This window comes from Microcoleus sp. FACHB-SPT15 (assembly GCF_014849525.1).
GTDB lineage: Bacteria > Cyanobacteriota > Cyanobacteriia > Cyanobacteriales > Coleofasciculaceae > Symplocastrum > Symplocastrum torsivum.
Map to the genome: position 1 here is coordinate 161,762 of NZ_JACJNU010000053.1, position 23,475 is coordinate 185,236.

Consider the following 23,475-nt stretch of genomic DNA (forward strand, 5'->3'; position numbering starts at 1 on the left):
ATCGCACATCACTATCTTGCTAATTATGAGACAGCAGATGAGGTGGAAAAGAAAAAGGCAAAAGAAAGAATCCTCTCTTTTGCCTCTTTACTTAGTTAGAAGACTTTGGGATTACTTGTTAAAATCTTTATCGATCCACAGAACCCATGATGATATCAACACTACCAAGAATTGGCATGATATCAGCTAGCTTCACACCCCGCAGGAGCTGGGGTAAGATTTGCAGGTTGCAAAAATCGGCTGCACGAATCTTCCAGCGCCAAGGGAAAACATTATCATCCCCAACGATGAAAATTCCCAGTTCTCCTTTGCCACTTTCAACACGGACATAGTGTTCACCCTTGGGAACCTTGAAAGTAGGAGCAATTTTCTTGCCGACGAACTGGTAATCAAAGTCATTCCACTGGGATTTCTTCCCTTCTGCCATGCGCTTGGCTTCTAGGTTCTCGTAAGGACCACCAGGCAGTCCTTTCAAGGCTTGACGGATAATCTTGACCGACTCGCGCATCTCGCGAACCCGCACTAGATAGCGAGCGAAACAATCACCAGCCGTTTCCCACTGAACTTCCCAGTCGAAGTCGTCATAGCACTCGTAGTGGTCAACTTTCCGCAAATCCCACTTCACACCGGAACCCCGCAGCATCGGACCCGATAGTCCCCAGTTAATCGCTTCTTCGCGGGTTATGGTACCAACGCCCTCTACCCGTCGCCGGAAGATGGGGTTGTCGGTAATAAGACGTTCGTACTCGTCTACTTTGTCCATAAAGTAGTTACAGAAGTCAGAACACTTATCAACCCAGCCGTAAGTTAGATCAGCAGCTACCCCACCAACGCGGAAGTAGTTGTTGTTTACCATTCGATACCCTGATACGGCTTCCCACAGGTCGTAAATCAGCTCCCGTTCGCGGAAGATGTAGAAGAACGGTGTCTGAGCACCAACGTCAGCCATGAACGGTCCCAACCACAGCAGGTGATTGGCAATCCGATTCAACTCCAGCATGATGACGCGGATGTAGCTGGCGCGTTTGGGTACCGAGATATCCGCTAACTTTTCTGGGGCATTGACGGTGATTGCCTCATTGAACATCCCCTCCGCATAGTCCCATCGACTCACGTAAGGGACGTACATGATGGTAGTACGGTTCTCGGCAATTTTCTCCATGCCCCGGTGCAGGTAGCCAATTACCGGTTCACAATCGACCACATCCTCGCCATCGAGAGTAACGATCAGTCGCAACACCCCGTGCATGGAAGGATGGTGAGGACCCATGTTGAGAACCATGGGTTCTGTTCTCGTTTCAATTTGTGCCATAAATTAAGCAGTTTCCCGTTTCGGCAGGTTAGACAGTTGCAACAAGAGACAGTCAGCTTCAAAAGTTAGTAGTGCAACTTGGCAAGTTACCCCTACTAGTCAGCAGTCTGTTGATATTTAACAATGGAAAACAGACTAGGCACAATGTACGAACTCGCTTATCGCTGATATTTGATAGCTTTATGGCGGTAGGTCTTGTGCAATATATTGATTTTTGTTGCTTCTCTTTACTAATTATATGGAGACTAGTGCTGAAGAGGCGAAGCCAGTGGCGTTTTTACATGTGCCAGTGCTGAGCCGAGAGTTGATCGAAGGTTTAGACGTTCGTCCGGGTGGGCATTACCTGGATGCTACGGTGGGTGGGGGTGGACACAGCCAGTTAATTCTGGAAGCCGCACCAGATATTCACGTCACAGCAATTGATCGAGACGCAGACGCGATCGCAGCGGCAAAAGCCAAGTTAGAAACGTATAGCGATCACGTCCACTTCTGGCTAGGTAATTTTGCTGAATATCAGCCATTTCACCAGCAATTTGATGGAATCATCGCCGATTTGGGTGTTAGCTCTGCTCAGTTTGATATTCCGGAACGAGGCTTTAGTTTTCGTCATGCTGCTGATTTAGATATGCGAATGGATCAGCGCCAATCTCTGACTGCCGCCGATGTGATCAATCGCTGGGATGAAGCGCAGCTAGCCGATGCGTTTTACAAGTACGGAGAAGAACGGTTATCTCGGCAGATTGCACGGCGAATTGTTGAACAACGTCCGTTTCAAAGGACTGATCAACTGGCAGAAGCGATCGCTTCTGGTGTCCCTCGTAAATATCGCTATGGCAGAATTCATCCGGCTACCCGCGTTTTTCAAGCCTTGAGGATTGTTGTTAACCAGGAACTTTCCTCTCTAGAAACCTTCTTGAACAAGGCACCGAACTGGCTAAAGCCTGGGGGCAGAATCGGGATTATTAGTTTTCATAGCTTAGAAGACCGCCTTGTTAAGCACAGCCTCCGAGATTCCACCTTGTTAAAGGTATTAACCAAAAAGCCAGTGATAGCCCAAGAAAACGAACTTAATGAAAATCCGCGTTCTCGCTCTGCAAAACTTAGATTTGCAGAACGAGTTTCTCAGGAAGAAGAGAAATTAGGCACTAGTCACTAACTGCATAGAAGCGATCGCATCGCTGACTTCCTGTAGTTTCTGGGCAGCATTCCCGCCTAGAAATAACGCTTGCGCTTTGGCAAGACCTGTGGGTAAGTCGGGGCAAATACCACAACGCCACAGATAAAATCCACCGTTCCAAATGGCAGCTAGCATCAAATCGGAGGATTTACCATCCAAAACATCTCGCATCTGTGCCAAAAGCTGAGAGGTTGAGTCGAGAGGCACTTCCGAACCAGCGAAACCATAGTCACGAGGATGCAGCAAGATACGCTCAAAGTTAGAACTGCTATCTGGCTGACTAACTGCAATAATTGCCGTGCGATCGCGTGGCAAATCACAACTCCCCTCCAATCCCTTCACCAACGTGAAATTAGTGGTTCCCCGAAACTCAAAGGTATGTCGAAATCGGTCTTCCGTTGGAGGATGCACATATCCTGCAATAATATGGGCATTTCCTGCATAAGGACACCAAACGAGTTCTAGTGTTGCTGCTGGTGGACGTTTACCAAGTTGGTCGCGGTAGGGCACCAACTGATGCGCTTGAGGAAAGTGTTGGGGAAGGTAGATAAATCCCAAACCTGTTGTCTCTAGTAACTGCTGTACCTGAAAAAGCCTTAGTTTCGAGAAATCAACTCCCAATCCCTGCCAAATCTCAACTAAAGGCACACCATACTTAGTCGGCATACAATCGCCCCCGTGCATCAATACAGGTACGCCAGCGGCTGCCAAAATGAGGGCAGTTAGTGGAGTTACAGGTGCAGTACGCGATCGCCCATCATAGGGTGTTCCAAATACAGTTACGGGTTGAGAGAAAGAGGGCGTTGTTGAAGACTCTTGCCCATTCCCCATTCCCCAAGGTTGCAGCTTTGGCCCTAGCTGGTCATAAGCATCCAGCATTCCTGCAAGTTCCTCACTCGTAGGTCGTTTAATCCGGTGGGCAATCATAAACGCGCCAATCTGCGCGGGGGTTGCTTCTTGCAACAGCATCATCCGAGTAGCGTCTGCGGCTTCCTCACGACTCAAATCTTTACCCGTGTGGACACCACTACCCACTTTCTTTAACAATTCCCTAAAGGCATCACTCATGGCAGTTTCGTCGTCAGCTTTGGATTGAGAAATTATGAATTAAGTTAGGCACAATTAAACAGTTTTGGAGCCTGGAGACTAAGAAATCTCAAGTATCTTTTTTAGTAATCTTCCCAATCACTCATAATTCATCACTTTCTTGTTCAAATGGCTGGAAAGGTCTGAGCAATTATTACCTTCTGAGGATGAGGGTGGATTAACACCAGGTAGCCCCAACTGACGCACTAGCTGACAAAAGTAATGAATAGGAGGAACGAGAAGTCGGTCTTGAGTTGTAACCATAACGACTTGGCGACTCAGGCTGGAATCTGAGGTTGAGACATTGCCGACAAGGTTATTAGGTGCTGTTAGTGACGGTGGTAAATTGGCGATCGCACGGACTGCCAGAGTTGGGTCAGTACAAGCCTCTACTAAAGCTGATTTGGGCAACAAAGCAATTAATTCTCCCTGCCGCACAACACCACGAAACGCCTCTAAAGTATTCAACTCCATCACCGCTTTCAGTTTGGCTCCAAACCGGGAAAATCGCTCTTGTACCAAGCGCTGCATCCCGTAGCCATCTTTAAACACGACTTGCGGATACTGAACGAGTTCTGCCCAAGGCACCTGTTCGTGTTGAGTCAGGGGGTGATTTGCCGCCATTAAGACTTCAATGGGTTCGTTGAATAAGACATCAACGACCATTTCTGGACTAGCGGTTAAAAAGCGATTATTCATCACAATCGCAACATCAACCAAGCCATCTCGGAGGACTTTTAAAGCGCGATCGCTTCCTAATGCTGTCACCCGTAACTGCACATCTGGGTAATTTTGGCAAAACTGCTGCAATATCGGAGGTAAGTAATGAGAACAGACTGAGTGAATTGCTGCCACACAGAGTTCTGGCTGCTTCCCTGCCATCAATTCCGCTAATTCCTGCGTTGCCGAGTGCCACTCCTGACAGATTTTGCGAGCATGAGGCAGCAGATGTTCCCCTCCCAGCGTCAGCTTAGCTTGAGCTGTGCGATGAAATAGGGGCAAACCCAAGTCATTTTCTAACGACTGAATTTGTCGGCTGACTGTGGACTGCGTTACCCCACATTTTTGTGCTGCCTGTCCGAAATTCCCTGTTTCGGCAACAGCCAGAAACGCTTGCAACTGCTCAATCCGCATAGTTATGTAAATAAGATTACATTCTTAATGCCATGACGATAACGGATTTGCTGTTGCAGTTTGGTAGAGCTTGATACAGGCAACCGAATGTTGCGGCTTGGTAGGATGCGTCATGACGCACCCTACTTTGGAAGGGGCGATCGCTTTTCCATTTGTCTCAATCGTCTATTGCAGAACGAGATTTGTATCTAATAACCTGTAATCGCACAATAATATTCATTTAACTCAACATTTAGCTTTGCACAAAGATTTCAATTACTTTCCTTTGGCAACCAGTTCTCGTCCAACACTAACTCTAGGGAATACGAACACTCTTCTGGAAAAACTGAAATTGGTATTTCCGGTTGGTTGGCTGCTTGTCGCCTAGCTCGCTGATAGCTTTGTTCGAGTTGCTCTGCTGGATACTTCTTGAGGCTAGGACTATCTTCGATCACTAGGTTGATTTGAGTCCGAGCATCAGTAATGGAATCTAGCCAACTATCCGAGCGACGCTGAGGTTGATGTTGCCACTTGAGCAGATGCAACAGAAGGCGAGTTAATTGACTGGCAATTGCTCGCCGTTCACTTTTGCCCAAGTCTTCAACCTCCTCAATTAGATGCTCCAGGTCGATCTCATGCCAGCGACGTTCCCGCAACAGTTTGGCTGTCCGCTCAATCCACAAATTGAAGTCTGCTGTATGGGTTGCGCTCACGATTTGCCCCTTACCTTCCACTGATAGGTCACCAGCTTTGCCCAGTAGCATCTAAATGATAGTGTGTTGACACTGAATTAAGTCTTTTTATTGCGTTTGGTCGCCCTCATTTACCAAAAATTTCTGATGGAAGGGCGATCGCTTTTTCGCCCGCTCCAGTAGACCTGGAATAATTGCACACATAGGTAGGAGGTTGAATTTCTGAGCCTAGACGAGGGTCGTTAATCGGTTGAGTGGCAACAACTTTCAAGGGAATTTCGCCTGCCCACACGGGTAGTGCGTAGTCAGCTTCATCATCAACAGGTGGCCCCGTCCGTACCTTTGCAGAAGCTTCACTGAGTGGTAGCGCCAAAACCAAAGTTCCTGCAAGTTCCTGACGGCTAGGCGGACGCACCTCTGCCCACCGCCCAGCAACAATATGCTCAGAAAAAGCATAGAGCGCTTCCAGCTTCTGATCAGTATCCTGTACAGTTGTGGCTGTCCCAAACACTACGACTGATCTGTAGTTCATTGAATGATGGAATGCTGAACGAGCTAGCACCAAACCATCAATCAAAGTCACAGTTACACAGACATCAATACCTGTCTGTAGCGATCGCAGCATCCGGCTGGCAGGTGAACCATGAATATAGAGCTTATCCTCAACTCGTCCGTAAGCAGTCGGGATAACGTAGGGCTGTCCATTGGCGACAAATCCGACATGGCACACCAACCCTTCATCCAAAATTTGGTAAACCAGATCGCGCTCATAATGCCCTCGTTTCGGCACTCGCTTAAGGGTAGTTCTTTGCGTCGGGGTAAAGTTCTCTTCACTGACTTCCGGTGCTTTGTAACTCATGACCTTTGCCTCTTAGCGCTACATAGCTAGAGTAATTAGCTAAGTGGTCTTGCACAAGCACCACTTTTGTACTTAATAACCAGTCCACTTTCACAACCAGTATGGACTTAGCGATTACCCTTGACCCCCAAGTTGCACTACCTCTGCACCGTCAACTGTATGAGGAGTTGCGACGAGCAATCCTTACAGGGCGATTAACGTCAGGACAGCGTGTTCCTTCAACACGAACTATGGCTCAGTCTCTTGGAGTCTCGCGTGCTACTGTGACTCTGAGCTACGAGCAACTTCTGAGTGAGGGTTACCTCCAAGCGGTTAGGGGTTCAGGAACATTTGTCTGTCAGCAACTCCCAGATGACCTATTGGAAGTTGCACCCATTCAGTCCTCTGTAAATGCAGCACCTTTGCCGAAGCAACTATCAGCTTATGGTGTCAGTCTCACAGGTAATGACTTGTTGAGACCAAAAGAACCAGAGGCGACGATTTACTTTCGCTACGGACGACCTGCAATTGACCATTTTCCGTTGAAGCTGTGGCGACGGCTTTTGTCACGCCATTGCCGCTTTAGCTCAGATATATTCGGCTATGCTCAAGACTCGCGAGGATATAAGCCATTGCGGGAAGCGATCGCGTCTTACATATCCCGCTCTCGCGCTGTACAGTGCCAACCTGACCAAGTAATTATCGTCAGTGGTTCCCAGCAAGCCCTTGACTTGGTAACACGCTTGTTGATTGATCGCGGTGACTGGATTGCAATGGAAGATCCAGGTTATCTAGGAGCAAGACGCACGTTCCTAGCGCAAGGGGCTTGTCTACATCCTGTAGCTGTTGATGAATCAGGATTCATGGTCAAGAGTTTAGCAACTGCCCCAGGAGCAATCAAACTCGTTTATGTAACTCCATCTCACCAATTCCCTACAGGTGCCATCTTGTCGCTGCCACGACGGTTAGAGCTACTGGCGTGGGCACAAAAGACAGGCGCAACAATTATAGAGGACGATTATGACAGTGAGTATCGGTATAGCGATCGCCCAATTCCTGCTTTACAAGGACTAGGCTCAAGTGACTCAGTAATTTACATTGGCACCTTCTCGAAGGTACTATTTCCCGCCTTACGAATGGGCTATCTGGTTGTGCCACCGAGTTTAGTATCTGTATTTGACCGTGCCAAGTGGCTTATAGACCGTCAATCATCACTGTTAGATCAACACGTTCTTACAGATTTTATTAAAGAGGGACATCTAGAACGCCATATTCGGCGGATGCGTAACCTTTATGACCAACGTCGTCGGACGCTTGTGCAAGCTCTATTGCAGCATCTGGGAGAGCAAGTAACGATTTTGGGTAAGAATGCAGGGCTGCATCTAATGATACGGTTGCATACCCACTTGAGTGAGCAAGAAATCCTGAATCGGGCGGCACAAGTGGGCGTGGGCTTAATCTCTGCCTCTTCTTACTACATTCAGAGTGGTAGTACGAATGAGTTTGTCCTAGGTTATACCGAACTCAATGAGCCGCAAATTCAAGAGGGAGTCCGCAGATTATGCCAAGCACTGTCGTAACGGGAGCGTGCTTGCTTGGCAGCGTCTGGATCAACCTTGTCCAGGTAACCTAGAACAGCGTCGATGGAGGCGTGCATACTATAGAGGTCAAGCCCATAAAAGCTCACTTTACGGGCATTTTGAGGTAACGCATCGTTATACTGACGTAGCCAATTGATGAAGTTAAGTACATCCGTGTTGCGCCACATCCAGGTTGGAAAGTCTTGGAATTCTCCTAAAGCTTCAACTGCCGTAGCATCATCATTGACACCTCGGACATAGCGGTTCACGCGGTAAGCATCAGGCCAATCTGCCTCAGGTAAACCGTAAAGCTCACTACAAAAGCAAGGTTTTTGACTTTTGACTTCCAAGGGAGCGGCACTAGTTTCTTAGCCCCTTACCCACCAACATGGCGTCCTGCCAGCAGGATGGCATCTGCAATATCAATGTCTCTATCACCATCTGCATCCAGGAAGGCATTGAGTACTGGATTGCCGCCTTGGGAATGCTGCGCTTTACTGCCAGTTTTCAAGAAGTTCAACACCAAGGGAACTAGAATCGGCAACATATCTTGAATCGTTGCAGCATTCAACCCGGTTCGGTTGGCAATCTCTTGCACAATGCCCTCTACTTGAGGAGAGTTAAAGAGTACATTAACCGCTTGATCGTTAGGATAAGTGCCACTGTAGCGATCGACCACGGCTTCTGCCTGTGCCGTACCCTCTGTAGTCCGCTTTTGCTGCAAAGCAGAGCGAATATGGTTTCCGACAATCAACAGCATCGAGCGCACAGTCAATGCGTCTGTACCATACGTGTCCCCTAGCTGCTGCACGGTATTAAGCATCACAGCCATTTGACCGGAAGTGGCATCCTGATCAGGATTATCAAGGGCACTCAAAACTTGGTTGAGAATGTTCATAAAAATCTTCCCGCCTGGAAACCCCGTCCCCTTGTAGGCGGGGAGGAAGGCGAGGCAGGGTATAACGCCTTCCATGATTGAGTTTCACTCCTGTCTTGCTGTAGCAGAAATTGTGCTTGTCCCGCCCTGCTAATTAACCTAGTCAGTTTGGCTTAATGTTTAGCTGTTCACACAACAAGCACTCAAAACTATGCACATGGTGTCTCATTAAATAACACTATCGACTCATGTAGCGCCCTGCCATCTGCAAGGCATCAGCCATATCAACGTCGCCATCGCCATCGGCATCTAAGAAGGTTTGGAGAACAGGGTTTGAACCTTGAGGGTTTTGGGTACTGTTACCCGTTTGAAGAAGCTTCAAGACTACGGGAACCAGGATTGGCAACATTGCTTGAATCGTAGCGCTACTTAATCCTGTCCTTTGTGCTGCTTCTTGAACAATCTGCTGGATTTGAGGAGCATTAAAGAGCATCTGGACAGCTTGATTGCTGGGATGAGTGCCACCGAATTGATTGACAAAGTCTTGAGTTTGCTGATTGCCAGCAGTGTTTCGCTTTTGTTGCAGAGCCGAGCGAGCATATTTTCCTACAATTGAGAACACCGATTGAACGGCTGAAGGGTCGGCATTGGAATTGTTACTCAATTGTTGAACAGTACTGAGGACATCGCCTATCTGACCTGAACTAGCTTGCTGTTCAGGATTGTTTATTGCGCCTAAAATCTGGTCAAAGAGTCCCATAGTTCGTTTTACTCAAAAATTCACTGCTTTTGAATATCGCACAAGTTAAAGGTGGCTTGCCTCTAACCTAAAGAAGGAAAATCTCTCTTCCCCTGTCTATTTCAGATTAGACACCCATGAACAGGAGTACACAAAGATTGCTATGAAAATCCCTCTCCCCTGCCACCTACCACCTAACACCTATTTTCAGATTAAATTTACACGATGAGATTTTTCGGCGGTGGTAGCTAGCGAGTCGAACTGGTTATGGGGTTTAGAAGTATATTGATGTTTGATTGGAAGTGCGATCGCAAATTCTGTACCAACTCCCTCCTCAGAATTACAAGTGATTTTGCCACCATGTTTCTCGACTATAATCTCTCGACTAATGGCTAAACCTAATCCTGTTCCCACACCTCTAGGTTTCGTCGTAAAGAAGGCATCAAATATCTTTGCCTGATTCTCTGGAGAGATGCCCAAACCGTTATCTGTAATTTTAATAATAACTGAATTCTGATCTTGGCATTCTATTGTAATGGCAATCAGCTTACTTTCGCTTAATTTTTCTAAAGCATCAATCGCATTACTGAGCAGATTCATAAATACCTGATACAGTAGACCCGCATAGCCTTCAATTGCTGGAATATTGTCATAGTTCCGAATCACTTTAATCTCTTTTTTCAGGCGATTATTCAGGATAAGGAGGGTGCTATCCATGCAAGCGTGTAAATCGACAGGATGCGGGTTTGACTTATCAAGCCTAGAGAAGTCTTTTAAGCTAAGAACAATTTGAGTTGCACGTTCTGCACCAAGTTTCATCGATTGTAATACTTTCGGCAAGTCTTCTTTTAGAAACTCTAAGTCAATTTCCTCCTGCATTTCTTGGATAGCTTCTGAAGGGTGAGGAATCTCAGCAGTGTAGGCTTCTAGAAGCACTAAGAGTTTTTCAACATAATCACTAGCATAAATCAAGTTGCCATAGATGAAGTTCAGAGGATTATTGACTTCATGGGCGACTCCAGCCATCATTCGCCCTAGGCTAGACATCTTCTCACTTTGTATCATCTGATCTTGACTAGCCGCTTTTTGTTCTTCAAGAAGCTGCTTCACCTGTTGAATCAATTCATTGAATGAGAGAGTTAAAGCTCCCACTTCATCTTTAGTAGTTATGGGCGCTTGTAAGTCAAAATTCTTTTCTTTGGTAACTTTCTGAGCAATGTTTGTTGTTGCTTGAATTGGCATAGCGATCGCACGACTGATGTACATCACTAACAAAACAGCGATCGCAACCGATAATAAGATGCTAGCCGTAACGATTTGAAATCGAATTTCCTGAGCTGTATCATAATATGCCTTCGCTTGTTCATAGTCCTCATGAGCAAGGTTGACAAGTTCAGTAAGGTCATCAGAAAAAGTATCAAATTTAAAAGCAATTGGACTATCGTTAAAATCTAAAAGCACTTGTTGTGCCACCTTGATTTCTTCTGAATCTAAATTTAACGAGGCAATTTGCTTCAAATTTTTGTCGGATTGTTCTATGTACGCTTCGGGAAGACCTTCATAAGCTTGCATAAAGCTTTTTATTGAAGCATAATTATCATTTAAATTTGGATATTTAGGTTGTTTTAGATTACTGTTGGATGATTTATAAGTAGACCATAATTGCTTAAATTCAGCAGAATGCTCAAGGTAATGAGCATACTCACTCTGCCAAGGTTTCGATTTTCCTATAAGGAAAATAAACTGTTGCTGATGTGCCAGTGTCTGGAGGCTACTCGTTTGCAAGCGATCTAAAGAATGTATCTCCTTCATAGCGCGTTCTTTTTGCGCTTCGGCTTGTTGCTCGTAGTGATTGGCGATCGCAAGTCCAACAGTCGTCCCTAAAACGGCAATACCGAGTGCTAGCGCATAGCCAAAAGCGATCTTTTGACGAATGCTTAAACGTTGAGATACCCAGCCTATCGCGTTTTTGGAAGGCAACTGAAGCTGATTTGGGAGAGATTGAGGGTTCACTATAAATGAAAGCTCCTTAAAGTGGTAGAAAAATATTTATTCTCAGTTGCCTAAGGGTGACTTCCCAAAGCCACCCCTCATTAAAATTATCCTTCCTCCCTGAGATAGATGCTAGAAGCAAGGTTCTACAATACCCTTTCCTACTCATCTGAATTATATTAACTCCAAGCTCAGATTGATGTAATTCGTGTATTTACCTCAGCATTCATCAAAGTAAATAGCTTTCAGCTAAGACTTGAAGGAAACTTGAAGGAGATTTAAACTTTTACCAAAAGTTATACTTCCGAGGATTGCGTAGGAGCATCAAACCTGCTGAGTGCTGATGGCTTTGTGATGAAAATAGCTACTCAGACTTTGCCGTTTTAAAATGTGAACAAAAAGCCCAATTCATTACATGCCCCTCTCACGCCTATTAACGCTGATTCTCGGTCTTAGCCTAATTCTGGGGTTAATGCTTTGGCTGATTAATTCTTTATATCGGCTGTATATCCAAATTTCGTTTACAACTCCCTTGCTAGCGAATTTGCTGCTCTTGCTGCTGATTTGCCTAATTGGGATGTTAATTGTTGCCTTTATTTACTATGTAGGGCTATTTCAGCGATCGCGCAAAGAATCCCGCAGACGTCGCTTAACTCCAAAAGTACCCGTTGAGAAAACAGAGGCAGCCGAGGAAACGCTCAAAGCAATACGGCAGCAAGTAACACAGATTCAAGATGAAGTGGCACGACAAGAATTACTCAGTCGTTCACGAGAGATTGAAGCCATTTTAGCCCGTGGAGAATTACTAGTTGTTGTTTTTGGTACAGGTTCAGCCGGGAAAACATCGCTTGTAAACGCGCTCATTGGGCGGATGGTGGGGCAAGTCGGTGCGCCGATGGGGACAACAGAGGTAGGGGAGACGTATAGCCTGAAGTTGAAGGGATTAAACCGTCAGATTCTAATTACCGATACACCAGGGATTTTAGAGGCGGGAGTAGCAGGGACAGAACGGGAGCAAATGGCGCGGCAGTTGGCAACGGAAGCTGATTTGTTGTTGTTTGTTGTCGATAATGATTTACGGCAGTCGGAATATGAACCACTACGTCGCTTAGCAGAGATTGGGAAGCGTAGTCTCCTTGTCCTGAATAAAACTGACCTTTATTCGGAAGCTGACAAGGAAACGATTTTGGCACGGTTGCGGCAGCGAGTGCGAGGATTTATTGCGGCAATAGATGTAGTTGCGATCGCAGCCAATCCTCAACCTGCACAGCTAGAGACAGGCGAAACTCTCCAACCCGATCCAGACATCATGCCACTCATCAAACGCCTTGCTGCCGTTTTGAGAGCCGAAGGGGAAGACTTGGTAGCTGACAACATCCTCCTACAATCCCAGCGCTTAGGAGAAGAAGCTCGACGTTTGATCGACAACCAGCGCAGACGACAGGCGGAAAAGGTGGTGGAACGCTTTCAGTGGATTGGTGCAGGTGTCATCGCCGTGACTCCTTTACCTGTGGTGGATTTGTTGGCAACGGCTGCTGTTAATGCCCAAATGGTCATTGAAATTGGCAGAATATACGGCTGTGAACTGAATATGGAGCGAGGACGGGAGCTAGCGCTTTCTTTGGGCAAAACGCTTGCAAGTTTGGGGATTGTTAGAGGGGCGATCGAATTAGTCTCAAGGGCGCTTCAGCTCAATGTTGCCACCTATCTTGTTGGTAAAGCGATTCAGGGAGTTAGTGCAGCTTATCTGACACGTATTGCGGGTAAGAGCTTTATTGAGTATTTCCGTCATGATCAAGACTGGGGAGATGGTGGGATTACTGAGGTGGTACAACGGCAGTTTCAGTTGAATCGCAAAGATGAATTTGTTAAGGCTTTCATTGCCGAAGCGATCGCACGGGTTGTCAGACCTTTAGAAGCCCGATCTACTGAGGAAGAGGAACCCAACTTACCGGATGACCGTTCTTGAATTCAAAATTCATAACTTGAACTCGCTTGTATTTAATCTTTAAGCTGCAATGGATATTCTTCCGTTGCCTTTAAGGAAAACTATACTGCAACTGAGGAAAGCGATCGCTCTCTCCCCAAATCAGCAGCGGTATCATGGCAAATGAACCTCTAACTGTTGGTTAGTGCCATCTAACCCGCTACAAAGCTGATGAACGCCGATCGCACACAACTCCCCGAAGCTACCCAACCTAGTTTTCAACGACCAGAACTGCTTGCCCCAGCAGGGAATTGGGACTGTGCCAAAGCTGCTGTGGAAAACGGGGCAGATGCCATCTATTTCGGGTTGGAGCGGTTTAATGCGCGAATGCGGGCGCAAAACTTCACAGAGGCAGACTTGCCCCGCTTGATGGCATTCCTGCATCGTCGGGGAGTGAAAGGTTATGTCACCCTCAACACGCTGGTCTTTCCTAAGGAATTGGTAAAGGCAGAGCAGTATCTTCGTACAATTATTGCGGCGGGTGTCGATGCTGTTATCGTTCAAGATGTTGGGATTTGTCGTCTTATTCGCCATCTCTCGCCCGATTTTCCCATTCATGCCTCTACTCAGATGACCATTACCAGTGCGACTGGGGTGGAATTTGCTAAATCACTTGGCTGCCAGTTGGTTGTCTTGGCGCGTGAATGTTCTCTCAAGGAAATCAACAAAATTCAGAAGCAGCTTGCACAACGGGATGCCTCACTGCCGCTAGAAGTTTTTGTGCATGGTGCTTTGTGTGTTGCCTATTCTGGTCAATGCTTGACGAGTGAAGCGTTAGGGGGGCGTTCTGCTAATCGGGGAGAGTGTGCCCAAGCTTGCCGAATGCCTTATGAGCTAATTGCTGATGGCAAAGCGGTGGATTTGGGCGATCGCAAATACCTGCTCAGTCCCCAAGACTTAGCGGGGTTAGAGGTTCTGCCAGAGTTAGTCAGAACAGGGGTGAGTTGCCTGAAAATTGAAGGTCGCTTGAAAACACCAGAATATGTTGCCAATGTCACTCGCGTTTATCGACAAGCGCTGGATCGGGTGATGGCGGAGACAGAAAGACCTAACCCCCTAACCCCCTTCCCTGCAAGGGAAGGGGGAACTCAAGCTCCTCTCTCCGTGCCGGGGTGGGGTGAACCCAACCAATACCAGGTAAAGAACCAAGAACGCTACAACCTAGAGATGGCTTTCTCGCGTGGAGTCCATACAGGTTGGTTTCGAGGAATTAATAATCAGGAACTGGTTCATGCCCGCTTTGGCAAAAAGCGTGGGGTTTACTTGGGTGAAGTCACCCGTATCCGCAATGAACAAGTGATACTGCGGTTGCAAGCGCCAGTCAAACCGGGAGATGGTGTTGTCTTTGACAGTGGTCATCCAGAAGCAAAGGAAGAAGGGGGGCGAGTCTATGCCGTGGAACAGCGAGGTCAAGAAACCATACTGACATTTGGGCGACGTGACTTAGATTGGCGACGGATAGACATCGGCAATAAAGTCTGGAAAACCAGTGACCCAGAACTAGATAAGCAACTGCGCCAGAGTTTTGCTGGAGATAATCCGCAATTTCAGCGTCCGATTGACCTGGAAATTCATGGAGAAAATGCTCAACCATTAACCGTAATTGCCCGTGACGAACTCGGTCATGTTGTTCAGGTCGAGTCCTCAATGCCCCTAGTCGAAGCGCATACGAAACCCCTAACAATAGAGCGTTTACAAGAACAGTTAGGTCGTCTGGGGAATACGCCTTTCTGTTTAAAAGCATTGACTAATCACCTCATTGGTGCAGTTATGCTACCTGTAAGCGAGTTGAACCATCTGCGGCGCGAGGTTGTGACACAGTTGGAGGAATTGCGATCGCTACCCAAATACTGGCAACTCAACTCAAACGATTCCCTTCAAGATTTACTCCCGATCTCCTCATCTCCCGATCTCTCCATCTCGCCATCCCTGATTGTGCTGGTGCGAAACTTGAAGCAACTGCAAGCGGCACTCCAAGCAGGAATTGAGACACTCTATTGTGAATTTGAAGACCCCCGTGCTTACCGAGAAGCCGTGCAGTTAGTTCGACAGAATCAAATTTCAAACCAAACCATCTGGGTTGCGCCACCTCGGATTACCAAACCAGGGGAGAACTATATCTTGCAGCAAGTACGATCCTGTGAAGCGGACGGCTATCTGGTGCGTAACTTTGACCAGTTACAGTTCTTTGCAGCAGAGCGTTGCCTTGGGGATTTCGCCCTCAACGTTGCCAATCCTTTGACAGCAGACTACTTTAAGCAGCAATTTGGGCTGGAACGACTTACACCATCTTACGACTTGAACATCAACCAATTGGAAGAGTTGCTTACTAGTTGCCCATCTCATTGGTTTGAGGTAACAGTTCATCAGCATATGCCCATGTTTCACATGGAACATTGTGTATTCTGTGCCTTTCTATCAACGGGGACGGACTACACCAACTGTGGACGACCCTGTGAGAAGCATGAGGTGAAGTTACGCGATCGCGTTGGTACAGAACATATCCTCCAAGCGGATGCTGGCTGTCGGAACACCATATTCAATGGCACCGCCCAAACCGGAGCAGAATATGTGCAACGTTTGATAGAACTGGGTGTGCGCTACTTCCGAATTGAATTTGTCAACGAAACACCTGATCAGGTAAAGCAGACGATTCATCGCTACAACCAACTGCTACAGGGAGAGATTACAGGTTCTCAACTCTGGAAAAAGCTGAAGCTGCAAAATCAGCTTGGCGTAACTCGCGGGCCTTTGGGAGTATCCACACCTGTTATCCATTGACAATCCAACCCTTTGAACAGCGATTCTTGGCATCAAGAAACTTCAACTGGTGGTAAAGCATTGAAATCAATGCCACATTAGCACCAGCAGCACTAGCAGAACGCAATGGATTACCGACAATTGCTTCTACTTCCAAAGGACGCTTTTCATCATAGTCAATCTTCATGCTGGTGCGGTATGGTGTCATCTTTTCTGTATGGTCGAGCATTTGTTGGATAACGCGATCGCTAATCATACGGCCAGCCGCTGCTGCACCAGCAACCACTTCACTCATCAACTGCTCAACTAATAACCGAGCATCTTCATCAGCCATTAATTCATCCGTTGTGGCATCCAGAACTACAGAAAGCCCATTGTAGGGGATGTTCCAGACTAGTTTCTGCCAGCGAACAAGCAACAGGTCTTCTGCTAACTGGATGGGGATAGCAGAACGTTCAAAGTCACCAGCAATTTGACGCATTCGTTCAGTAATGCCACCCGGTTGATAGTTAGGAGTATATTCGCCAAGCTTAATTTCCTTGTAGTCGAGGTGGCGGATATGCCCCGGTTCCACTTTATTGGAACACAAGAAACACAAGCCCCCAATTACCCGTTGTGTTCCAACAATTTGGGCAACGTCCTCTTCGATATTTAGACCGTTTTGCAATACCAAGACTACACCCTTATCCTTAACCACACTGGGTAGCATCTCAGGCAGCAGGTGGTTTTGCGTTGTCTTGAGGGCAACAACCACAACGTCACAAGCTGGCATTTTCGCAACATCCTGATAAGCATTGACGTGAGGGAGAATAAAATCGCCGTCTGGAGATTCAACAATCAGACCATGTTCCTTAACATGTTCATAGTCGCTACGCAACAAGAAATGAACATCCAAGCCTGCTCGTTGTAGACATGCACCATAGTAACCACCCAAGGCACCTGTGCCAAGGATGGCGTAAGTGCGATTAGATGTTGAGTTCATCTCAAATTCCTCCTGTCTTGCTTGTTCCTGGACACCCTCACTCCTGATTCCTCTCCAATCAACGGAGAAGAGGAACCTCCTGCATCAAGTAGCCCTCGACTACTTCAACCCCTTGGGGAAGCTGACTGACAGGCGCGGGTATCATCTCGCCTCGGAAGTCCAAGAATTGGACAAGGAGGAGATAAGCGATCGCTAAAAGGATTGAAATCGCCCCAGTAATAATTGCAACTAGTTTTGAACGATCCATCTGTTTTCTCTAAACAAAGTTTTTGTGGTATCCCTATATCAAACTCTGCCACAGAGAACGTGCTACTGAACAACGACCACAACTTCTTCGGTCAAAATCTCCGGGGCTGCTCCCTTGCCTTACAGGAGCCTATATAGAAGATTGGGGGATCACAAGTGAGACAACGTTGGATAATAGACAATGGAGATATATTTCTAGGCGATTGAGTAGAAATAAACCCCCATCAACTTAATCAATTTCAGGTCAATCTGCCCTACGATTGATGCAATTTTTGGGGTTGCTTAATAGATAATAGTATGCCAGTTCTACCTGCAACGGTGGATTCTCGCATTACTTGGTACTGCCTAAAATATAACTTGCATAATCTGAAAGCAACCATTCATTTAGAGCTGAAACGGCAGTGCATCACTAAGAGGTTCTATGAATAAGCCACGTCTGATTTTCTCCCGGTATAATCCCTTAAAACGTGAACGACGGAGAAAACTACTTGCAGTTGCTTCTAGTGCTGGAGTGTCTGCGCTGCTAATAGGCACAACCCTATTGGTAACCAACCACAGTAGCCAGATCAAGCAATGGAGTGTCTGGCTCCCCTTTCAGGAACAAAACCCTTTGATGCAAGGGAAAAAAGTCAATACATCAGTGCTTCAACTTGTGTCACTCCCGAAGAAACAGCGGACAGAGCAACTAGAAGTGTTAGCGTCGGGAGAGCGAAGTGTTTTTAGTCCGCAGCAAAACGCTGTCACCTCCATCTCCCTTGAGCTAGAACCCCTAGATCGCTCTCGCGCCCGTTACTTATTGGCGGCTGATTTAATTGAGCAGGAGCAGGGAGAAAAGGCGCTTCGTTGGTTAGAAGGATTAGAGTGGGACTATCCTGTATTGGCAGCACAAATTCTCCTCAAGCGCGCACGCGCTTATGAACTTACGGGTAACAAGGCTAAAGCGCTAGAAGCTTGGCAAGATTTGCTCAAACGCTACCCTAATGAGCCACAAGCTGCCGAAGCGTTGTATCAAATCTCTTCAAGCGATCCGCAGTACTGGAAAACAGCAGGTGTGGAATTTCGCCCTCACCCAATCTCAGATCCAGTGCGACACTGGTACTCCTTCTCAGCCGATGATCCACAATACTGGGATATAGCTATTACTCAATTCCCTTCACATCCTCGAATTCTACAAATAGCCCGTGATCGGCTCAAGGAAAATCCTCGTCAGCCACAACTGATGTTGTTATTGGCAAGGTATGCCTTTGATACACCAGATATTAGCTTGGTACTCGACAAACTAGTAAGCCGATACGGTGAGGCAGAAGGGCGCAACGACAAGCCCCTGATCCAGCCAGAAGATTGGGAAGCGATCGCTCTCGGCTATTGGAACGAGCGAAAATATGGTCAAGCGAGTACCGCATACACCAAAGCTCCACGCACACCCCGTAATGCCTACTTGGTCGCACTGGGACTTCAGTATGCTGAGCATCCACAAGACGCGATGCTTGCTTACAAAAAAATGGGGCGCGACTTCCCTCATGCTGAGGAAACACCGACTGCTCTACTCCAAGTTGCTCAATTGAAGCCAACTACAGAGGTACTACCATTACTTGACAAAATCGTTAATCAATTCCCTGACCATGCTGGTGAGGCACTCTACGCCAAAGCCGTAACCCTTGATAGCCTTGGAAACGACAAAGCCGCCGCTCAAACTCGTCAATTGTTGTTAACTAAGTATGGCAATTCTGAGGCAGCAGCAGATTATCGCTGGCAGGTGGCTCAATCAAAGGCAAAAGCAGGAGATTTAGAAGCGGCGTTCAAATGGGCGAAGCCGATTGCGACAAACAACCCCGACAGTCATCTGGCTCGTCAGGCAGGCTTTTGGGTCGGCAAATGGGCGAATAAGTTAGGGTATCAGCAGGAAGCAAAAGCCGCGTTTGAACAGGTAGTCGCTAATCACTCGCAGTCTTACTATGCGTGGCGGTCGGCAGTGCAACTCGGCTGGGATGTGGGAGACTTCACAACCGTGCGTAAGCTAAATCCTCAAGTCATTTTGCCTGCTACACGACCACCTCTACCTATGGGTTCTCCCGCATTGAAAGAACTTTACCAACTTGGTCAAGAACGGGATGCCTGGATACTCTGGCAAGCTGAATTTCAAAACCGACTCCACCCAACTGTTATGGAGCAATTCACTGATGGTTTACTGCGTATGGGTGTAGGCGACTATTTAGGAGGAATTGCTAAGATTTCGAGTCTGGAGGATCGCGAAAAACCTGAAGAGCAAGCCCAGTATCAGGCTCTCCAGCAACAACTAACCTACTGGCAAGCCTTATATCCAACTCCATTTCTAGAACTCATCGAAGAGCAGTCACAAGAGTTTGGTGTTAATCCTCTGTTGGTGACGGCTGTAATTCGACAGGAGTCTCGATTCGATCCAGAGATTCGTTCCAAGGCGGGTGCTGTTGGCTTGATGCAGATGATGCCCAATATTGGTGCCTTGGTGGCTAAACGAATCAAGTTGAAGAACTATGCTCTTGATAATCCCAACGACAACATTAAGTTAGGGACGTGGTTGCTTGATGAGACTCATCAAGCCCACAAAGATAACTCTTTATTTGCGATCGCAAGTTACAACGCAGGTCAGAGTAACATCTCCCGATGGATTAGGGAGAAGCAACCCAAAGATCCAGATGAATTTGTTGAAACTATCCCGTTTGATGAGACGAGAGATTACGTCAAGCAAGTTTTTGGCAACTACTGGAATTACTTACGGTTGTATGATCCTCAGGTGCAAGCGCGGTTGGATAAGCACTCAGCTACCCAATCAACAGCAATGCATCAGTGACCCCTCGCTCATTGATACTGTGGTTAAACAAAGCAGGCTCTGAAATCTTCTCTGAGTTTTGCTTCGTCTAGATTACGACCAATGAAGACAAGTTGATTATTACGGGTTTCCTCAGGCTTCCAAAGGCGATCGCGTGTACCCTCAAACAGCATATGAACGCCTTGAAAGACAAAGCGATGGTCTTCCCCTGAAAGATTGAGAATACCCTTCATCCGGAAAATATCGGGTCCCTGAGTTTGCAACAGCTTGCTCATCCACTGTTGCAACTTTTCTCCATCCAGTTCACCCGACTCTACCAGTGCCACAGAATACACCGATTCATCATGTTCATGAGCATCTTCACTCAAAAATTGCGGGTCAATTTCCAAAGCGCGATTCAAGTCAAAGGCATTGACCCCCAAAAGAGCATCCATCTCTAACTCTGAGTTGCGGGTGCGGTAAACTTTCGCCATCGCATTCATCCCTCGAATCCGCTTCTCCAACTCATCTAGCTGTTCTGCTGTCACCAAGTCAGTTTTGTTGAGCAAAATCACATCGGCAAAAGCAATCTGCTCTTGTGCCTCGCTGCTGTCCCAATGTTCCCAGATATGCTTGGCATCCACCACCGTCACTACAGCATCAAGCTGCATCTGTTCGCGCATATCCTCATCGACAAAAAAGGTTTGAATCACGGGTGCGGGGTCAGCTAAACCCGTAGTTTCAATTACCAAATGGTCGAATTTATTGCGCCGCCGCATCAGATTGCTGATAATCCGAATCAAATCCCCCCGCACAGTGCAGCAGATGCAACCGTTGTTCATCTCAAAGATTTCTTCATCGGTGTCAATGACCAGTTGGTTATCGATACCGACTTCACCGAACTCGTTGACAATCACAGCAACCTTAAGCCCGTGTTCGTGGGTAAGGATGCGGTTGAGGAGTGTTGTTTTCCCCGCTCCTAGGTAACCTGTCAGAACGGTAACTGGTACAGAACTTGATGAGGTGGCAGTAACCATAGTTTGATTATTTTCCTGTAATGATAATCATTATCAGACATTGCTAACAATTTGCAACTGTTGCTAATGCCGAATTGATTATCTATGTCTGTCTGCCTTAACTAACAGTTCCCAGAAAATCCTTAATGATTGGTGCAATGAGGCTGGCATACTCTTCATTCATTCCCAAGGAACCAGGGAGTGTAGTGGATTGGACACCAGGTAATTTAGCGATCGCATCCATTTCTTCCCTTGACTTAGGTGGCACCTTTTCACCAATGATTACCATCACAGGTGCGGGTAACGGTTGAAAGTAGGCGAGAAAGTCACTGCGTTCCTGTACCGGGTCAATCGCACCTGTCACAAATGCGGCAGGAGCATACCTTGCCCCCGGTTGCTGAGTAACTTGTCGCTTGTTGGCAATAAACTCTGGGGTTAACTGGGATTTATCCACATAAACATGACGCCCATACATCAGGCGTAGAAATGAGGAAGTCGTGTTCATCTGGTAGAGAACTTGACCGAAGAAAGGCGATCGCACCAACCCTCTCACACCACCAGCAACCTGCGGCGTTGCCCCCATTGTCGGTAGTGGGCCGCGCCATGTCGGAGCAACTAAGACAATTTTTGAACAGGAGTCTGGCGTATTTTTCGCCAACTGCATCGCATATCCTGCCGCATGACCAGCCGCAACTATAGCCGTGGGAGTATTCAAGATATCCCTGGCAAAATCTTGCAAAAACTGGTGGTACAAAGCGGATTGATACTCTAGAGGTAAACGATCCGAATCCCCAAAACCTGGCCAATCTAAAGCTATAACCTGAAACTGAGAGGATAAGCTTTGTGCAATACCCCGCATTTCGCCTCGTGTGGAGACGGTACTAAAAGCTGGCAGCAGTAACACAGGTGTTCCCTCACCAAGGGTTTCATAAACTACCTGGATTGGCTGTTCGTTCCAAGTCCAGCGGTAGTTTTGAATAACGCCTCCGATGCCAGTCGCTGTAGAGGCGGGTGTTGAAGTTGATTTTGTGAAAGACGTAGTAGCGTCTTGATTGCTAACAGTCATTATTATCCAACGTGCTAATAATGATTATTATTTTAGGGCTTGGGACGTTAGGTGATAGTCTGTAATTTCGCTAATGTTGTATTGCTGTTGCGGGTTCCAAACAACTGGCTAACTGTTCTTGCAGTTGCTCGGTTTTTAAGTCACGCCCGATGAATACTAACTGATTGCTAGGTGAATGTTGCCACTGAGTGGTTTGAAAGTCAGAGCGTTTGCCACTGAGCTGGAAAATGTGGCGTAGTTTGCTTTCTTTAAACCAGAGTAGACCTTTTGCCCGAAAAATGTTATCAGGTAACCTGTCAATGAAGGCTTGAAATTTTTCTAGGATAAAAGGGCGATCACTAATGAACGATACGGACATAAAGCCATCATTTTCTAAATGATCGCAATTAGCGTGATGATGTTCGTGGTCGTGGTGGGATTCACTTTCAGGATTTAGGTAGGTATTGGATTGGGAAAGCCCAACATCGAGAATAAGAGGCAGTGGAACTTTACCCTGTTCACACCGCAGTACCTTTGCTTCCGCTTTCACCGTGCGGATATAGTCTTCCAACTGGTCAACCGTTTTTTGTGGAACCAGGTCAATCTTGTTGAGCAGAATGATGTCTCCGTAGGCAATTTGATTAAAAGCGGCTGAGCTGTCAAAATGCTCTGGTGTGAAAGTTTCAGCATCTACAACGGTTAAAATTGAGTCAATTCGCGTGACATCACGTAATTCTGAGGTGAGAAAGGTCATCAGAATCGGTAAGGGGTCAGCAATGCCAGTGGTTTCAATCACTAAGTAGTCAATGTGTTCTTGACGTTCCAGAACCCGATGCACGGCATCAACTAAGCCAGCATTGATTGTGCAGCAGATACAGCCATTGCTCAATGCCATCATGTTTTCATCTACACTGAGCAATAGTTGCGAATCAATATTAATCTCACCAAACTCGTTCACTAAAACCGCCACTTTTAAGTTCTGACGATTTTGCAGAATGTGGTTGAGTAGAGTTGTCTTGCCACTTCCGAGAAATCCGGTGATAATCGTCACGGGTATCTCGCGTTCAAGCAAATCTAGGTTGTTGGTTTCTATCAGGTTGCTAAAGTTAGTCATGGCTATGGGGTTCGTGCAGCTACTGGGTAGACACTCTTAAAGAACGCTACTGTTGCAAAAATGTTCTATGGAGTTGGTGAAAAAGGCGATCGCCTTTTGAATTGGTGCTAGACTTGATTGCCTGGAGAAAG

Annotated in this window: 19 protein-coding genes; 5 read left to right on the forward strand and 14 right to left on the reverse strand. The window is 46.8% G+C overall.

The annotated features are described in order from the left end of the window. Positions 1–127: 127 nt before the first annotated feature. Positions 128–1,312: an NAD(P)H-quinone oxidoreductase subunit H gene (locus tag H6F98_RS19775; RefSeq protein ID WP_192220410.1), complete on the reverse strand. Its 1,185-nt coding sequence runs from the start codon at positions 1,310–1,312 to the stop codon at positions 128–130. Between the two features lie 238 nt (positions 1,313–1,550). Between H6F98_RS19775 and rsmH the strand changes: the two genes are divergently transcribed. Continuing rightward, positions 1,551–2,468 (forward strand): 16S rRNA (cytosine(1402)-N(4))-methyltransferase RsmH, encoded by a 918-nt coding sequence (rsmH, locus tag H6F98_RS19780; RefSeq protein ID WP_192220411.1) that lies wholly within the window; start codon positions 1,551–1,553, stop codon positions 2,466–2,468. Here rsmH and H6F98_RS19785 read toward each other — a convergent pair. The 4 genes from H6F98_RS19785 to H6F98_RS19800 all read right to left on the reverse strand — a co-directional run bounded on the left by H6F98_RS19785 (position 2,451) and on the right by H6F98_RS19800 (position 6,239). Then, positions 2,451–3,557, reverse strand: a complete 1,107-nt coding sequence (locus H6F98_RS19785) for an anthranilate phosphoribosyltransferase family protein (RefSeq protein ID WP_192220412.1) — start codon at positions 3,555–3,557, stop codon at positions 2,451–2,453. The genes rsmH and H6F98_RS19785 overlap by 18 nt on opposite strands. Positions 3,558–3,674: 117 nt before the next feature. After that, a complete protein-coding gene (locus H6F98_RS19790) occupies positions 3,675–4,709 on the reverse strand; it encodes a LysR family transcriptional regulator (protein WP_192220413.1) in 1,035 nt (344 codons plus the stop codon). 251 nt (positions 4,710–4,960) lie between these two features. After that, positions 4,961–5,452: a DUF29 domain-containing protein gene (locus H6F98_RS19795; protein WP_199348701.1), complete on the reverse strand. Its 492-nt coding sequence runs from the start codon at positions 5,450–5,452 to the stop codon at positions 4,961–4,963. A 55-nt stretch (positions 5,453–5,507) separates the two neighbouring features. After that, a complete protein-coding gene (locus tag H6F98_RS19800) occupies positions 5,508–6,239 on the reverse strand; it encodes a pyridoxamine 5'-phosphate oxidase family protein (protein ID WP_192220414.1) in 732 nt (243 codons plus the stop codon). A 101-nt stretch (positions 6,240–6,340) separates the two neighbouring features. Here H6F98_RS19800 and H6F98_RS19805 point away from each other — a divergent pair, with 101 nt between their 5' ends. Further along, complete coding sequence (locus H6F98_RS19805; RefSeq protein WP_192220415.1) at positions 6,341–7,798, forward strand: PLP-dependent aminotransferase family protein; 1,458 nt, start codon at positions 6,341–6,343, stop codon at positions 7,796–7,798. Here H6F98_RS19805 and H6F98_RS19810 read toward each other — a convergent pair. The 4 genes from H6F98_RS19810 to H6F98_RS34475 form a co-directional block, all read right to left on the reverse strand. Then, positions 7,759–8,148, reverse strand: a complete 390-nt coding sequence (locus tag H6F98_RS19810) for an erythromycin esterase family protein (RefSeq protein WP_192220416.1) — start codon at positions 8,146–8,148, stop codon at positions 7,759–7,761. The genes H6F98_RS19805 and H6F98_RS19810 overlap by 40 nt on opposite strands. Positions 8,149–8,174: 26 nt before the next feature. Next, entirely contained in the window at positions 8,175–8,696 is a 522-nt protein-coding gene (locus tag H6F98_RS19815; RefSeq protein WP_192220417.1) for a hypothetical protein, read from the reverse strand. A 217-nt stretch (positions 8,697–8,913) separates the two neighbouring features. After that, complete coding sequence (locus H6F98_RS19820; protein ID WP_192220418.1) at positions 8,914–9,435, reverse strand: DUF937 domain-containing protein; 522 nt, start codon at positions 9,433–9,435, stop codon at positions 8,914–8,916. 186 nt (positions 9,436–9,621) lie between these two features. Further along, positions 9,622–11,427 carry a sensor histidine kinase gene (locus H6F98_RS34475; protein WP_199348703.1) on the reverse strand — a complete coding sequence of 602 codons (1,806 nt, stop codon included), beginning with the start codon at positions 11,425–11,427 and terminating at the stop codon, positions 9,622–9,624. A 394-nt stretch (positions 11,428–11,821) separates the two neighbouring features. On the opposite strand from H6F98_RS34475, the gene H6F98_RS19830 reads away from it, so the two are divergent. Both H6F98_RS19830 and H6F98_RS19835 read left to right on the forward strand, forming a co-directional pair. Next, positions 11,822–13,375: a YcjF family protein gene (locus H6F98_RS19830; RefSeq protein ID WP_192220419.1), complete on the forward strand. Its 1,554-nt coding sequence runs from the start codon at positions 11,822–11,824 to the stop codon at positions 13,373–13,375. A 189-nt stretch (positions 13,376–13,564) separates the two neighbouring features. Continuing rightward, positions 13,565–16,174, forward strand: a complete 2,610-nt coding sequence (locus tag H6F98_RS19835) for a U32 family peptidase (protein WP_192220420.1) — start codon at positions 13,565–13,567, stop codon at positions 16,172–16,174. Here H6F98_RS19835 and H6F98_RS19840 read toward each other — a convergent pair. After that, positions 16,164–17,135 (reverse strand): putative 2-dehydropantoate 2-reductase, encoded by a 972-nt coding sequence (locus tag H6F98_RS19840; protein ID WP_192220421.1) that lies wholly within the window; start codon positions 17,133–17,135, stop codon positions 16,164–16,166. The two genes, H6F98_RS19835 and H6F98_RS19840, sit on opposite strands and share 11 nt — an antisense overlap. A 58-nt stretch (positions 17,136–17,193) precedes the next feature. Continuing rightward, positions 17,194–17,382 carry a hypothetical protein gene (locus tag H6F98_RS19845; protein ID WP_192220422.1) on the reverse strand — a complete coding sequence of 63 codons (189 nt, stop codon included), beginning with the start codon at positions 17,380–17,382 and terminating at the stop codon, positions 17,194–17,196. A 420-nt stretch (positions 17,383–17,802) separates the two neighbouring features. On the opposite strand from H6F98_RS19845, the gene H6F98_RS19850 reads away from it, so the two are divergent. Beyond that, on the forward strand, positions 17,803–20,211 hold the full coding sequence (locus H6F98_RS19850) for a transglycosylase SLT domain-containing protein (protein WP_192220423.1): 2,409 nt from the start codon (positions 17,803–17,805) through the stop codon (positions 20,209–20,211). A gap of 23 nt (positions 20,212–20,234) precedes the next feature. On the opposite strand, the gene H6F98_RS19855 is transcribed toward H6F98_RS19850, so the two are convergent. The 3 genes from H6F98_RS19855 to H6F98_RS19865 all read right to left on the reverse strand — a co-directional run bounded on the left by H6F98_RS19855 (position 20,235) and on the right by H6F98_RS19865 (position 23,344). Beyond that, on the reverse strand, positions 20,235–21,206 hold the full coding sequence (locus tag H6F98_RS19855) for a GTP-binding protein (protein ID WP_192220424.1): 972 nt from the start codon (positions 21,204–21,206) through the stop codon (positions 20,235–20,237). A 97-nt stretch (positions 21,207–21,303) separates the two neighbouring features. Next, on the reverse strand, positions 21,304–22,251 hold the full coding sequence (locus H6F98_RS19860; RefSeq protein ID WP_192220425.1) for an alpha/beta fold hydrolase: 948 nt from the start codon (positions 22,249–22,251) through the stop codon (positions 21,304–21,306). A 70-nt stretch (positions 22,252–22,321) separates the two neighbouring features. Beyond that, positions 22,322–23,344: a GTP-binding protein gene (locus H6F98_RS19865; protein WP_192220426.1), complete on the reverse strand. Its 1,023-nt coding sequence runs from the start codon at positions 23,342–23,344 to the stop codon at positions 22,322–22,324. Between the last annotated feature and the right edge of the window lie 131 nt (positions 23,345–23,475).

Excerpts from the sequence above, each read along its gene's own strand:
- H6F98_RS19795 (WP_199348701.1), bottom strand. The coding sequence starts at position 5,452 with ATGCTACTGGGCAAAGCTGGTGACCTATCAGTGGAAGGTAAGGGGCAA.
- H6F98_RS19815 (WP_192220417.1), bottom strand. The coding sequence starts at position 8,696 with ATGAACATTCTCAACCAAGTTTTGAGTGCCCTTGATAATCCTGATCAG.
- H6F98_RS19850 (WP_192220423.1), top strand. The coding sequence starts at position 17,803 with ATGAATAAGCCACGTCTGATTTTCTCCCGGTATAATCCCTTAAAACGT.
- H6F98_RS19865 (WP_192220426.1), bottom strand. The coding sequence starts at position 23,344 with ATGACTAACTTTAGCAACCTGATAGAAACCAACAACCTAGATTTGCTT.
- H6F98_RS19775 (WP_192220410.1), bottom strand. The coding sequence starts at position 1,312 with ATGGCACAAATTGAAACGAGAACAGAACCCATGGTTCTCAACATGGGT.
- H6F98_RS19800 (WP_192220414.1), bottom strand. The coding sequence starts at position 6,239 with ATGAGTTACAAAGCACCGGAAGTCAGTGAAGAGAACTTTACCCCGACG.
- rsmH (WP_192220411.1), top strand. The coding sequence starts at position 1,551 with ATGGAGACTAGTGCTGAAGAGGCGAAGCCAGTGGCGTTTTTACATGTG.
- H6F98_RS19845 (WP_192220422.1), bottom strand. The coding sequence starts at position 17,382 with ATGGATCGTTCAAAACTAGTTGCAATTATTACTGGGGCGATTTCAATC.
- H6F98_RS19840 (WP_192220421.1), bottom strand. The coding sequence starts at position 17,135 with ATGAACTCAACATCTAATCGCACTTACGCCATCCTTGGCACAGGTGCC.
- H6F98_RS19790 (WP_192220413.1), bottom strand. The coding sequence starts at position 4,709 with ATGCGGATTGAGCAGTTGCAAGCGTTTCTGGCTGTTGCCGAAACAGGG.
- H6F98_RS19855 (WP_192220424.1), bottom strand. The coding sequence starts at position 21,206 with ATGGTTACTGCCACCTCATCAAGTTCTGTACCAGTTACCGTTCTGACA.
- H6F98_RS19805 (WP_192220415.1), top strand. The coding sequence starts at position 6,341 with ATGGACTTAGCGATTACCCTTGACCCCCAAGTTGCACTACCTCTGCAC.
- H6F98_RS19830 (WP_192220419.1), top strand. The coding sequence starts at position 11,822 with ATGCCCCTCTCACGCCTATTAACGCTGATTCTCGGTCTTAGCCTAATT.
- H6F98_RS19785 (WP_192220412.1), bottom strand. The coding sequence starts at position 3,557 with ATGAGTGATGCCTTTAGGGAATTGTTAAAGAAAGTGGGTAGTGGTGTC.
- H6F98_RS19820 (WP_192220418.1), bottom strand. The coding sequence starts at position 9,435 with ATGGGACTCTTTGACCAGATTTTAGGCGCAATAAACAATCCTGAACAG.
- H6F98_RS19835 (WP_192220420.1), top strand. The coding sequence starts at position 13,565 with ATGAACGCCGATCGCACACAACTCCCCGAAGCTACCCAACCTAGTTTT.
- H6F98_RS19860 (WP_192220425.1), bottom strand. The coding sequence starts at position 22,251 with ATGACTGTTAGCAATCAAGACGCTACTACGTCTTTCACAAAATCAACT.